Genomic DNA, 12,684 nt, shown 5'->3' on the forward strand with positions numbered 1-12,684 from the left:
GTTCACTCGGCCGGGTACACCTCACGCCAGTGCGGGGGAGACGGCCGTGTCCGGCTCTAGCCTTGTCCGCCGTGGGTTCTGGTAGAAGGTGGAGCGCGGCAGCGTTGACGTTGGCGCTGGCTCTCGCGTCAGCGCAACCGGCTCGGGCGGACGAGCCCCTGCTTCCCGACCTCCGCCAGGCGCCGGTCGGGTGTGCCGGTGGCTACGGCGGCGATCCCTCGCTGTGCCGCGACTGGGACGTCTGCCTGGTCGCCGATGCCCAGGCGCCCAACGGGGAGTGCGTGACGTCCGGTGAGATCCGGGCCGTCCGGATCCGGTTCACCACCGCGATGGACAACGTGGGCGAAGGCCCGTTGATGCTGCACGGCCGCCGGCCCAACCGGACCTCGGACGAGATGTCCGTGCGTCAGGCGTTCCAGACTTCGCGCGGTGGACCGATCCCCGGCACTTACGACGATGCCCGGCGCGCCACCGCCACCTCGATGTACTACGAGCCGACGCCCACGCACCTGCACTGGCACCTCATGGGGTTCGCTCGGATGCAGTTGCGCACGCCGGGTGGCAGGACGGTGGTCGCCGACCGCAAGAACGGCTTCTGCCTGGGCGACCGGTACCGGAACGCCGACGCGGGCCCGCTGCCCGACGCGGCCAGTCCGGAGGGCCGGCTCGCCGAACGCCTGAAGAAGAGCAACTGCGGCAGGAACGACCCGGACGCCACCGAGATGTTCGAGGGCATCTCCGCCGGCAGCGGCGACGACTACCGCAAGGGCGTCGACTTCCAGTGGCTCGACCTCACCTCCGTCGCGTCCGGCACCTACGACCTGGTCAACACGGTCAACTCCGACCGCACGCTCGTCGAGTCCCGCTACGACAACAACTCCTCGTCGATCTCCATCTCGGTGCAGTGGCCGGACGGGGCGAAGCGGCGGCCCGCGGTGATCACCGCGGCCCCCGCCGTCACGTTGCTCCGGAGCTGTCCCGGACAGGAGCGGTGCTCGGGACAGCTCCGGACGGACGACCTGCTCGCCCGCGCCCGCAGCGGCCCGATCCGGGAACCCGCGCCGGGCAGGCCGGAGTGCGCGGGCTGCTGCTGTTGCGACTGCCGCTGAACCGGGCGTTCGCGGAATCCTGATCGGACGGTCGCGGCCTACACTCGGTCGTCATGTCCGTCCTCCTGCGACTGCACGGTGTGCGCCCGGCCGAGGTGTCGGCCCGGTGTTCGGCGACCGCCGAGCTCATGGCGTGCCTGCACGTGCTGGCGGAACCGGGCCATCACCCGGACCGGGGCACGTGGGCGCGCAGGGTGCTCGCGGACCTGCCAGGACCGGCGGCGGCGGAGTGCGTCGCGTTCGCCCCGCTGTGGGCCCGGTTCCGCACCCGGCTGATGCTGCCGCTCACGTCGGCGGGTTCCGGCGATCTGGAGGCCGAGCTCGCCGAGATAGCGGATCTGGACCTCGGCGTGTTCATCCAGATGGCCGGGATGGCGATCTTCGGGCTCCGGCAGAACTTCGGCTGGCCGCTGGACGACGCCGTCAGCGCGCAGGCGTTCGTCCGGGCGTGCGGGGAACGGTCCACGCGGCGCGGCGTGCTGGCCGGTGAGCTCGTGGCCGATCCGGAGAGGTTCCGCGTCCGGTTGCTCGGGCTGCTGCACGTGGCGTCGGAGACGTTCTTCGGGGTGATGTGGCGCCGGCTGCGGCCCGCTCTCGAACGCTCGGCGGAGCGGGTCGAGGCGTCGCTGCGCACGGAGCCGTTGCCGCTGGTCGTGGGGTCGCTGTCACCCAACGCCGTCATCGACGTCGCCGAGCACACCGTCGAGTTCAGCAAGCTCCAGCAGGCGGCCGTGACGGTGCGGGGGCGCGGGCTGGTGCTCGTGCCGTCCCACTTCGGGCACCCGCACCTGCTGGTCAAGGACGAGAAGCTGAAGAACTGGCCGCAGCAGCCGCCGGTCGTCGTGCAGTACCCGGCCGAACAGCACGGGCCGCGCGGAGCGGACACCCTCGACAAGATCCGGGAGCGGATGCTCGTGCTCACCGACGCGGGCAGGCTCGAGATCTGCCGTCACCTGATCAACGAGCAGTGCACCACCACCGAGCTCGCCTGGCGGACGGGGATGACGCAGCCGCAGGTGTCCCGTCACCTGCGGCGCCTGCGCGAGGTCGGGCTGGTCGTGTCGGCACGGCACGGGCGCACCGTTCAGCACCGCATCCAGACCAGCAGGCTCTACGGTATCGGCTACGACCTGGTCTCCGGCATCGTCGGCTGACCATTACCGCACCCCCGGTAACTCACGGCTCTTCGGCACGGGCACGGACGCATACTTGGCGCCACTCGCCGCCCGACGTCCCCAGGAGTGCCGATGAAGACGCTTCGCCGCCTGCTCGCCGCAGCGCTCGTGGTGTCCACAGTGGCCGGATGCGCCGCCAAGGCCACTGTGGACACGACCCCCCCTCGCCGCGGCGGGGAGCTGGTGATCGCGAGCATGCCCACCGCGCTCGACCCCGTGTACTCGACGCTGCGGAGCAACTGGCTGGCCGCCGCGACGATGTGCGAGGGGCTCTGGGAGAACGACGCCCGCATGGGCGTGCACAACGGCCTGGCCCAGGACTACGAGTACGACGGCGCCACCACCTACACGGTCCGCCTGCGTGGGGGAGTCACGTTCCACGACGGCCAGCCGCTGCGCGCCGAGGACGTCGTGGCGTCGCTGCGGCGGTACGCGGGAAGCAGCCCCGGCGCGACGTTCGGCAAGATCCTCGACACCGTCTCCGCGGCCGGCGACCTGACCGTCGTCATCAAGCTCAAACAGCCCAGCTCCGCGGTCCCCGCGCTGCTGTCCACTCCGGACACCGCCGCGTACGTCATGCCCGCGCGGCTCGTGGCCGGCGTGCCGCCGAACAAACCCCTGCCGCGCATCGTGTGCACCGGACCGTACGAGCTGCGCGAGTTCGTGCCCGACCGGCAGGTGGTGCTCGACCGGTTCGACGGTTACCAGGCGCGCGCCGAGCCGTCGGACGGTGCCAGCGGCGCGAAGACCGCCTACGCCGACCGCGTCAAGTTCGTGCCCTACAACGAGTCCAACGTCCTGAACCAGCTGCGGACCGACGCCGTCGACATCGCGCCGTCCGGGCCGCTGATGGACCAGCTGCCGAGCTACCGGCGTGACGACAAGCTGAACCCCGTCGTCGTGCCGGGCGGCCAGTTCCGGCTCGTGCAGTTCAACCTCAAGCAGGGACCGGCGACGAACCTGGCGTTGCGCCAGGCCGTTCAGCGCGCGCTGGACCCGAAGCAGATCGCCCTGCAGAGCCTCGGCTCCACCGAGAACTTCCTCGACGACTCCGGCATGTTCCTGGACACCTCGCCGTGGCATTCGACCGCGGGAAGCCAGATCTACCGGGCGGCCCCGGACGTCGAGGGCGCGCGGAAGGCGTTGGCGGAGGCGGGCTACGACGGCACGCCGTTGCGGGTGCTGTACCGGCCCAGCCGCGACCCGCACGCCGAACTGATCCGGCAGCAACTCGCCGCCGCCGGGATCACCGTCTCGCTCCAGGCCACCGACGAGACCAGCTTCACCTCGCGGCGCGCCGACCCCGCGCAGTGGGACATGTTCCTCGCGACCGGCACCAGCTACTCCGACCCGTTGACGGTGGTGTTCTTCAGCTCCGGCTTCCCCGGCTGGTGGAACACGCCGGCGAAGAACGCGCTCATGAACCGCATCCTCTCCGGCGCCGACGAACCCGCCCGGCAGGCGGCGTGGACCGAACTGCAGGAGCTCGTCTGGACGGATCTTCCGTTCGTGAAGCTCGGCTTCGAGGGCAACCTCGCCGTCACCAGCACGCGCATCGGCGGGTTCACGCCGGCGCTCGGCACGGTCCGCGGCTTCTACAACGTCTGGCTCGGTCGCTAGCCCTCCGTACGAAGGAATCCCATGCTGCGACAACGTTTCCGAGACCTGATGCGCGACCGGACCGCGATGGCGGGGGCCGCACTGCTCGGGCTGATGGTCGTGCTCGCCCTGCTGGCCCCGCTGCTCGGCGGCGACCCCTACCGCGTCGATCCCACCAGCACGTTGCGCCCACCCGGCACTGGCCATTGGTTCGGCACCGACGAGAAGGGCCGCGACCTCTGGACGATGGTGGTCCACGGCGCGCGCACGTCCCTGGGCATCGGCGCCGTCACCACCGCGCTCGCCGTCTGCACCGGCTACGTGCTGGGTGTGCTGTGCGGGTACTTCCGCTGGGTCGACGCCGTGGTGATGCGGGTGGTGGACGGCCTGATGTCGTTCCCCTCGATCGTGCTGGTGATCAGCCTGGTCGGGGTGCTCGGTGACGGCGTCGCCACGATGATCACCGGGCTGACCGTCGTGCTGATCCCGATGGTGACCCGCGTCGTGCGCGGTGCGGCGCTCGCGGTGAAGGCGATGCCGATGGTGGAGTCGACGACCTCACTGGGATCGCGGACGAGCTGGGTGCTGCTCCGCTACGTCGCGCCGGAGGCGTTGTCGGTGACGATCGTGCAGGCGGCGCTGGCGTTCTCGGTGACCGTGCTGTCCGTGGCGGCGCTGAGCTTCCTCGGCATCGGGCTGCCTCCCGACGTGCCGAGCTGGGGCACCAGTCTGTCGGCTGCCCAGCAGTACTTCTACTCGGCCTGGTGGATCGGGGTGTTCCCGGGCCTCGCGATCGTGCTGACCGTGCTCGGGCTCGTGCTGCTCGGCGACGGTCTGCGCGACGTGTTCGACCCCCGGTCGGCGAGGAAGTGAGAACCCCGTGACCAACTACCTCCTCAAGCGCCTCGGCGCGCTGCTGCCCACCGTCGCCGTCCCGATGGTGCTCCTGTTCGTCATGCTGCGCCTGGCCCCCGGCGACCCGGCGGCGGCCATCGCGGGCGACGCCGCGACCTCGGAGGAGATCGCGGAGGTCCGGACCAGGCTCGGGCTCGACGCCTCGCTCTGGGAGCAGTTCCTCACCTGGCTCGGCAGGGTCGTGCGGCTCGACTTCGGGAACTCGCTGTTCGCGGATCAGGCGGTGTCGGGCCTCGTGGCCGAGCACGCGCTGGTAACGGTGCAGCTCACCGTTCTCGCGCTCGCCGTGGCGGTGCTGATCGGCCCTGCCCTCGGCATCGCGGCGGGCACGCGCAGGCACGGCCTTCTCGACCGGGTTCTGGTCTTCGGGTCGTCGGTCGGGATCGCGTTGCCGAGCTTCTGGCTCGCCGTTCTGCTGATCGCGGTGTTCGGGGTGGTGTGGCAGGTCTTCCCGGTCGCGGGGTACGTCTCGTTCACCGAGGACCCCCTGCTGTTCCTGCACCACCTGGCGTTGCCGGCGATCTCGCTGGGACTGCTGGAGGCGGCCACGCTGTTCCGCTACAGCCGGGCCGGGGTGCTGGACTCGCTGCACCAGCCGTTCGTGACGACCGCGCGGTCGATGGGACTGCCCGAACGCACGGTGATCCGCAAGTACGTGTTCCGCGCGGCCGTGGTGCCGATGGTGACCGTCGTCGGGCTGACCACCGGCTCGCTGATGGGCGGGGCCGTGGTCACCGAGTCGATCTTCTCGATCCCGGGTCTTGGCCAGTTGCTGCTGACCGCGGTGCAACGCCGCGACTACCCGGTCATCGAGGGCTGCATCTTCTTCATCGCCGTGGTCTACGTCCTGCTCAACCTCGTGATCGACCTGCTCTATTCGCTGCTCGACCCGCGCATCCGCTACTGAGGAGTCGGCGTGCACACCACAACAGAGCCAGTACTGCGCGTGTCCGGGCTCTCGGCGCGCGTCGGAGACCTGTCCTTGGTCAGGGACGTCGGCTTCGAAGTCCACCGTGGACGGACGCTCGCCGTCGTCGGCGAGTCCGGATCGGGCAAGAGCATCACCGCCGCCGCCGTGATGGGCATCCTGCCGCCCCAGATCACGGCGGAGGGCTCGGTGTTCTTCGACGGCACGGAGCTGCTCGGCGAGCCGGCGAGACGACGCCGTGCCCGTGGGGGAGCGGAGATCGGTTACGTGTTCCAGGAACCGATGAGCGCTCTGCACCCGTTGCTGCGCATAGGAACCCAGATGATCCGACCGCTGCGCCACCACCTCGGGCTTGGTCGCCGGGAGGCCCGAGATCGTGCGCTGGAACTGCTGGAGCAGGTCGGGCTGGGCGGAGAGCGGAAGGTGCTCGACGCGTACGTGCACGAGCTGTCCGGCGGCATGCGGCAACGCGTCATGATCGCCATGGCGATCTCGTGCGGGCCCCGGTTGCTGCTCGCCGACGAACCGACGACGGCGCTCGATCCCACCGTGCAGCAACAGATCCTGCGGCTCCTCGTGCGGCTGCGCGAGGAACTCGACCTCGCCCTCGTGCTGATCAGCCACGACCTCGGCCTGGTCGCCCGCTACAGCGACGAGGTGCTGGTGATGTACGACGGACGGGTCGTCGAACAGGGCCCCACCGCGCAGATCCTCGAGCAGCCGGAACAGCCCTACACCCGCGCGCTGATCGACGCGGCGCCCCGGCTCGGCCGCCGCGTCGACCGGCTGCCGACGATCGACCGCGCGGTGCTGGACCAGACCCGTGCGATGGCGGGAGGCGCGTGATGGACGTGGTGCTGGACCTCGACGGTGTCGGCAAGGACTTCGCCGCCGGACCGTTCTTCGCGCGCCGCCGCACGGCCGCCGTCACCGAGGTGAGCCTCCAGGTGCACGCCGGCCGGACCGTCGGCCTGGTGGGGGAGTCGGGCAGCGGCAAGTCGACGCTCGGCCGCATGGCCGTCGGCCTGCTGACGCCGGACCGCGGCCGGGTGACCGTGCACGGACAGCCGCTGTCTTCGTTGACACCGAAGAAGATGCGCCCGTTCCGGCGGACGATGCAGATGGTCTTCCAGGACTCGTCCAACTCGCTCAACCCCCGGATGACCCTGGAGGACCTGCTCGTCGAACCGTTCCGCGCGCAGGACCTGCACACCCGCGGCGAACGCCGGCACCGCGCCGCCGCACTGGCCGACGAGGTCGGGCTCGCCCGCAGCGGCCTCGCCAGGCTGCCGCACGAGTTCTCCGGCGGCCAGCGGCAGCGCATCTCGATCGCCAGGGCCCTCGCGCTCGAACCGGACCTCCTCGTCGCCGACGAACCCGTCTCCGCCCTCGACGTCTCGGTCCAGGCCCAGATCCTGAACCTGTTCAAGGACATCCAGCAGGCGCGGGGCTTCGCGATGCTGTTCGTCTCCCACGACATGGCGGTGGTCGAGTTCATCAGCGACCAGGTCGCTGTGATGCGCGCCGGCGCGCTCGTCGAGTTCGGCAGCCGCGACGAGATCTTCGACTCCCCGCGCGAGCCCTACACGCGGACTCTGCTCGACGCCGCACCTTCCCTGTGACGGCACAGAAGAAAGGACCTGCATGTTCGTCAACGCGGCCATCGTCACCGGCCCGCACCCGGACGTTCCCGGCTCCCGCGCCGTCGTGCTGGAGCCCTACGGCACCGACCGTCTGGCGCGCTACGACTACGTCCAGGAGGAGTACCTGGTCTCCGGCGAGGCAGCCGGAACCCCTTACGGCACCAGGATCCTGATCCGCCGCCCGGCTGACGCGGCCCGGTTCAGCGGCACCGTGATCGCCGAGGCGAGCCACATCTGGGGTGGCACGTCGGTGTGGCGTGCGATCAACCGGTTCGTCATGCGGAACAACCACGTCTGGGTCGAGATCGACTCGCAGGCACCGTCGGCGATGGGCCTGATCGCGGGAGCCGCCCCGGACCGGTACCGCACGTTCACGTTCGCGGAAAGCCCTCTCTCCCAGCAGTTCGCCGCCACGATCCCGTTCTCGCCGGACGCGGACTACGCCGACGTGGTGGCGGAGTACGACAGCTTCATGCGGCGGTGGTGGGACGCGACACCGCAGTCCCCGGAGATCCTGGCCCAGGTCTCCGCCGCGTTGCGCGAAGGCCTGCCCGGCAGCGGGATCAAGGCCCGCAAGGTCTACCTCGGCGGCATCTCGCAGACCGGCGGCGTCGTGCGCGAGTTCGTCCGCCACCACCACAACCGCCTGCGACTGCCCGGCGACGCCCCCGCGTTCGACGGCTACCTGCCGGGAGCGTCCGGCGGCCCCGCCCTGCCCGACGTCGACGTCCCGGTGATCGAGGTGCTCGGCGAGGCGGAGTTCCAGAGCGTCCGCCGCCGCTGCGGAGTGGGCGGCCAGGTGCGCGGCCTGAGCCACCGCCGTCCCGACAGCGCGAGCTTCCGCCTGTACGAGGTGGCCGGCATGGCCCACCGGGAGACCAGGGAGATGTCCGCCGCGGACCGCGAACGGCTGGCCGGCTGCCCGCTCCCGTCCGGTGCGAGGTGGAGCACCTTCCCGAACAGCCACGTCCACCACGCGCTGTGGCAGGCACTGCTGGACTGGTCGGACACCGGCCGCGCACCGGCCCCGAGCAAGGTGCTCGCCACCGAGGGGGACACCGACGAGATCCTGCGCGACGAGCACGGCAACGCACGCGGCGGCTGGCGCACCACCTACGTGGACGTGCCCACGTCCACGCTGACCGCCGCGACCCCGCTCGGCCGTCCCAGCTGGTACCACGGCAACGAGATCCCGTTCGACCCCACGACGTTCGAGCAGCTGTACGGCGACGTCGAGAGGTGGCAGCGGAAGGTCGCGGACCGGCTGGAGCAGTACCTGCACGAGCAGACCTACCTGCCGATCGACGCCGAGGAGCTGCGGCGCTGAGCACCTCCGCACACGTGGTCACTGTTCACGTCGCTGAAACCAACGCGATACAGGTGCTCCCATAGTGTCTCGCCATCCTCGACGAAATTGATCCTTTCATCGGAACGGCTGCCACCTCACTGCCCGCGGCGCAGGGGCTGGCGGCCACCTGGTGGTGGCCGAAAGCGCAGGTCGGCAACACCCATCCCGGCGCGACGTCGCCGCTCGGCATGGTGTCCGCGTGCGCCTACTCCGGTGCCTATCCGACCGGCTACGGCCTCTACATGAAGAACACCGAGGGGCAGCCGGAGGAGCTGTTCGACCGGCTGCAGGCGTCCGGTTTCACGCACTTCCAGCAGTCCGGCACCGGCGCGATCCGCAAGTACTACAACTACGTGCGGGTGACCCCGATGGTGCAGCCGCTGGACGTCCTCGGCGAGGCCTGGCCGCTGCACGACGAGACCGCTGAGGCCGGGTACTACGCGGCCACTCTCGACACCGGCATTCGCTGCGAGGTCACCGTCGGCGCCAAGGTCGCCGTCCACCGCTACGTCTTTCCCGAGCATCGCAGCGCACGGGTCGTCGTCGACCTGTCCAGCGGTGGGCTGGCCATCGACCTCGGCCGCACGGTGCCGCTGCGGGCGCACGTGGAAAGCCTCGGCAACGGCCGCGCCCAGGGCACGGTGGTCGTCGAAGGCGTGCCGCTGTCGGTGTACATCAGGGTCGACAGTCCTGGCTGGCGGCAGATGCTCTGGCACGACCGCCGGCTGATCGAGGGCGGCACGCGGCTCGACTTCGACCGCATCAGGCAGACCACGCTGCGCCCGTTCGGGATGCTCTACATGGGTCCCACCACCGCCGGGCAGAGCGTCGAGATCCAGATCGGGTTCTCGCTGCGAGGCTGCGACCAGGCCAGGGAGAACCTGTATCGCGAGTGCGGTGACGGGCCGACGGCGTTCGACCTCGTCCGGGCGCAGACCAAGGCCCGGTGGCGCGACCACGTGGGCCGGGTGGAGGTCGAGGGCGGGTCACCGGCCAGGCGGCAGGTGTTCGCGACGGCCCTGTACCACTCGCTGATCAAGCCGTGCTTCGCCGACGACGAGAGTCCGTTCTGGCCGTCCTCCGGGCCCTTCGTGTTCGACATCTGCACGATGTGGGACATCTACAAGACCCAGCTGCCGTTGCTCATGGCCATCTGCCCGGACAAGGCGGTCGATCTCCTGGAGTCGCTGATCCGGGTCTGCGAGGAGGAAGGCAACTTCCCCATCGGCTACCGGATGGCCCGCGGCGCGGACAGGTTCTTCCGGCAGGCGAGCGCGTTGGTCCACACCGCGCTGGCCGACGCGCACGCCCTCGGCCTCGGCGACCTGGACTGGACCTGGGCGCTGGTGCACATGTACGACGACCTGCGCCGGATGTACGGCGAGGACTTCTACGAGCACGGCGTCGTGCACCCGATCTCGCACACGCTCGACCTCGCCTACGCCTGCCACTGCACCTCCGGCGTCGCCCGGTCCCTGAACGACGTCCAGCTCGCCGACGACCTCGACGCGCGCAGCCGTCTGTGGTCCAACGCGTTCGACCCGGCCACCGGCCTGCTCCTCGACTCGTCGTTCTACGAGGGCGGCAAGTGGAACTACTCGTTCCGGCTGCTGCACGACATGGCCGCGAGAATCGCGATGGTCGGCGGGAACGAGGCCTTCGTCAGCACGCTCGACGCGTTCTTCGGGTACGGCGCCCCGCGGGTGGCGCAGCCCGGCAGGCAGCCCGGCGCGGCGGAGATGGCGGCCGGCTACCTGCTGAACCGGTTCGAGGGGCTGAACAACGAGCCGGACATGGAAGCGCCGTGGTCGTACCACTACGCGGCCCGGCCGGACCGCACGGCCGAGATCGTGCACGCGGCGCTGACCTGGCAGTTCGGCACCGGTCGCGGCGGCCTTCCCGGCAACGACGACTCGGGCGGGCTGAGCTCCTGGTACGTGTGGGCCTCGCTCGGCCTGTTCCCGGTCGCCGGGCAGAACCTGTTCCTCGTCAACGCGCCCGCCTTCAGCCACGCCACCCTGCACCTCGGCGACCGCGACTTCGTCGTCGAGACGCGTGGCCACCGCGAGACGTCCATCAGTTCCGACGGGGTGGAAGAGCACCCGCCGCCGCAGTACGTGCAGTCCGCCCGGCTGAACGGCAAGCCGCTGGACGCGGCGCACCTGCGTGCTTCCGACGTCCACGCCGGCGGCCGGTTGCTGCTCGAACTCGGCCCCCAGCCCTCGGAGTGGGGACGCAAGATCCTTCCGCCGTCAGTGTCCGACCCGCTCGGAAAGGGGGCTCGCACATGAGCAGGCCACACCGCCGTCTCGTCATCGTGGTCCGGGCCGACCCAGTCATCTGCGGTCACTCCGGAGAAGCCCGCAACCTGGCCGAGGCCGCGCTCACCCGCGGTTTCGACGACGTCCGGTTGCTCACCTGGCCGATACCCCTGCTGCAGGCGGCAGGTCTGCCGCTCAAGCCGCTGGACCGGATCCTGCCCTACAGCGAGGGCATCACCGTGGAACGGCCGGAGCCGGTCGGCGACTACCGCGTACCCGACGGCCGCTACCTGGCCGGGCTGACGGGACGCCTGGTCGAACTGCTCGCCGAGCCGGTCCCGACCACCTGCGTGTCGATGTACCTGGCTCCCCACGACGCCGTGGTGCGCGACGCCGTCGACGCGGCCCGCGCGGCCGGCTACGCACCTGACGTCCACACCATCGCGAAGGCGGTCGGCTCGGACGTCACCAACGTGATTCGCTCCTGCCTGAAGGAGAGGCGGTTCGGGGCGGCCGTGGTCCTGTTCACCCGGTTCCTCGCCAACGACCAGGTGATCGCCGTGTCGGAGTACACCAGGCAGGAGATCATCGCCTGCGCGGAGGCCGTCGACGCGCACTGCGGCACCAGGTTCGCCCGCCAGTGCGTGCGCCGGATAACGGTGAGCTACCCGCCGATCGACACCTCGGCCTACCTCGACCTCGATCCGGCACTCGTGGACGCCGCCCTTTCGCGACGCGGCCTCGAACGGGACGGGTACGTGCTGTTCCTGTCCCGGGTGACCAGGGCCAAGGGCATCTACGACCTGGTGGACGCGTTCGCCCAGAGCGAGGCGCGGTCACGGCTGAAGCTCGTGATCGCCGGCAACGGCCCAGAACTGGAGCACCTCCAGGCGATCACCCGGCACGACGACCGGATCATCTTCCTCACCGACGTGGAGGACGAGGAGAAGCCGCTGCTGATGAACGGCTGCGCCGTCTACGCGCTGCCGACCAAGCCCGAACCGGACTTCGTAGAGACCTTCGGCATCGCGCTGACCGAGAAGATGCTCGCGGGCGGCGGGCCGGTGATCACGACCACCACCGGAGGCGTCGGGGAGGCGGTGGGCGGGACGGCGATCCTCGTCGAGGCCGGGAACGCCGCCCACATCGCCGCCGCGATCGACCGGGTGGTGCTCGACATGTCGGCCGAGGAGCGGCAGGTCATGGCGGACCGGGCACGCGAGCACGCCCTGTCCTTCGATCGCGTGCGGGTGTTCGACGGTCTCTTCGCCGCGTCCAACCCGCCTGTCGTCCTGACGGGCTGAACCCCCGCAGCCTCGGTGTTTCTCCTACCGCTGGCCGCGGTACTCGCGCGCCTTGCCCATGATCCACGTGACGGCCTCCGCGGACGACAGCCGTCCGCGCGACCCGTGCAGCAGCAGAGGAGCGTCGCGCCAGACCCGTGTCCACGCGTCGAGCGCGGCCTGGTCGGCCTGGCCGTCCTCCCGGTGCGGTCCCCCCAGGACCAGGCGGTAGAACGGCACCGCCAGAAGGTCGTAGACCTGCCCGAACGCGGTCCGGTCGCCGCCCGCGACAGCGGTCATCAGTTCGCCCAGGCCTGTTCGTTCATGAGCGGACGTGCCGTTCGGCGTCTGTGCGCCGGCCGGGCGCGATCGTGAGCTCACGATGTCCTGAATCTCCTTGAACCGCAGGCGGGCGATGCTCGC

At 70.5% G+C, this 12,684-nt stretch carries 11 protein-coding genes; 10 read left to right on the forward strand and 1 reads right to left on the reverse strand.

Annotation, left to right across the window (positions count from 1 at the left end):
- The first annotated feature begins 71 nt into the window (after positions 1–71).
- From ACIQF0_RS15160 to ACIQF0_RS15205, 10 genes are all read left to right on the forward strand, one after another.
- Positions 72–1,109 carry a lysyl oxidase family protein gene (locus tag ACIQF0_RS15160; RefSeq protein ID WP_401029648.1) on the forward strand — a complete coding sequence of 346 codons (1,038 nt, stop codon included), beginning with the start codon at positions 72–74 and terminating at the stop codon, positions 1,107–1,109.
- A 53-nt stretch (positions 1,110–1,162) separates the two neighbouring features.
- Positions 1,163–2,263, forward strand: coding sequence for a DUF5937 family protein (locus tag ACIQF0_RS15165; protein ID WP_401029651.1), 1,101 nt, complete (start codon positions 1,163–1,165; stop codon positions 2,261–2,263).
- Between the two features lie 93 nt (positions 2,264–2,356).
- Positions 2,357–3,904, forward strand: coding sequence for an ABC transporter substrate-binding protein (locus tag ACIQF0_RS15170; RefSeq protein ID WP_401029654.1), 1,548 nt, complete (start codon positions 2,357–2,359; stop codon positions 3,902–3,904).
- Positions 3,905–3,925: 21 nt separating this feature from the next.
- The gene (locus ACIQF0_RS15175) at positions 3,926–4,756 is read left to right on the forward strand and encodes an ABC transporter permease (protein ID WP_401029657.1); all 831 of its coding nucleotides are present in this window, start codon (positions 3,926–3,928) and stop codon (positions 4,754–4,756) included.
- A gap of 7 nt (positions 4,757–4,763) precedes the next feature.
- Positions 4,764–5,705, forward strand: coding sequence for an ABC transporter permease (locus ACIQF0_RS15180; protein ID WP_401029660.1), 942 nt, complete (start codon positions 4,764–4,766; stop codon positions 5,703–5,705).
- Positions 5,706–5,714: 9 nt separating this feature from the next.
- Positions 5,715–6,572 (forward strand): ABC transporter ATP-binding protein, encoded by an 858-nt coding sequence (locus tag ACIQF0_RS15185; protein ID WP_401029663.1) that lies wholly within the window; start codon positions 5,715–5,717, stop codon positions 6,570–6,572.
- Positions 6,572–7,348 carry an ATP-binding cassette domain-containing protein gene (locus tag ACIQF0_RS15190; RefSeq protein WP_401029666.1) on the forward strand — a complete coding sequence of 259 codons (777 nt, stop codon included), beginning with the start codon at positions 6,572–6,574 and terminating at the stop codon, positions 7,346–7,348. The genes ACIQF0_RS15185 and ACIQF0_RS15190 overlap by 1 nt, the downstream gene beginning before the upstream one ends.
- Before the next feature lie 22 nt (positions 7,349–7,370).
- Positions 7,371–8,696 (forward strand): alpha/beta hydrolase domain-containing protein, encoded by a 1,326-nt coding sequence (locus tag ACIQF0_RS15195; protein WP_401029669.1) that lies wholly within the window; start codon positions 7,371–7,373, stop codon positions 8,694–8,696.
- A gap of 98 nt (positions 8,697–8,794) precedes the next feature.
- Positions 8,795–11,008: a glycoside hydrolase domain-containing protein gene (locus ACIQF0_RS15200; protein WP_401029981.1), complete on the forward strand. Its 2,214-nt coding sequence runs from the start codon at positions 8,795–8,797 to the stop codon at positions 11,006–11,008.
- Positions 11,005–12,282, forward strand: coding sequence for a glycosyltransferase (locus tag ACIQF0_RS15205; RefSeq protein WP_401029672.1), 1,278 nt, complete (start codon positions 11,005–11,007; stop codon positions 12,280–12,282). Before ACIQF0_RS15200 ends, ACIQF0_RS15205 begins: the two co-directional genes overlap by 4 nt.
- Positions 12,283–12,306: 24 nt before the next feature.
- Here ACIQF0_RS15205 and ACIQF0_RS15210 read toward each other — a convergent pair whose 3' ends face one another.
- Complete coding sequence (locus tag ACIQF0_RS15210; protein WP_401029675.1) at positions 12,307–12,642, reverse strand: hypothetical protein; 336 nt, start codon at positions 12,640–12,642, stop codon at positions 12,307–12,309.
- Positions 12,643–12,684 lie beyond the last annotated feature (42 nt).

Origin of the sequence: Lentzea sp. NPDC092896 (assembly GCF_044754905.1) — a bacterium.
GTDB lineage: Bacteria > Actinomycetota > Actinomycetes > Mycobacteriales > Pseudonocardiaceae > Lentzea.

Bases quoted from the DNA above. Each gene is read 5' to 3' on its own strand.
- ACIQF0_RS15165 (WP_401029651.1), top strand. From the start codon at position 1,163: ATGTCCGTCCTCCTGCGACTGCACGGTGTGCGCCCGGCCGAGGTGTCG.
- ACIQF0_RS15170 (WP_401029654.1), top strand. From the start codon at position 2,357: ATGAAGACGCTTCGCCGCCTGCTCGCCGCAGCGCTCGTGGTGTCCACA.
- ACIQF0_RS15175 (WP_401029657.1), top strand. From the start codon at position 3,926: ATGCTGCGACAACGTTTCCGAGACCTGATGCGCGACCGGACCGCGATG.
- ACIQF0_RS15190 (WP_401029666.1), top strand. From the start codon at position 6,572: ATGGACGTGGTGCTGGACCTCGACGGTGTCGGCAAGGACTTCGCCGCC.
- ACIQF0_RS15195 (WP_401029669.1), top strand. From the start codon at position 7,371: ATGTTCGTCAACGCGGCCATCGTCACCGGCCCGCACCCGGACGTTCCC.
- ACIQF0_RS15205 (WP_401029672.1), top strand. From the start codon at position 11,005: ATGAGCAGGCCACACCGCCGTCTCGTCATCGTGGTCCGGGCCGACCCA.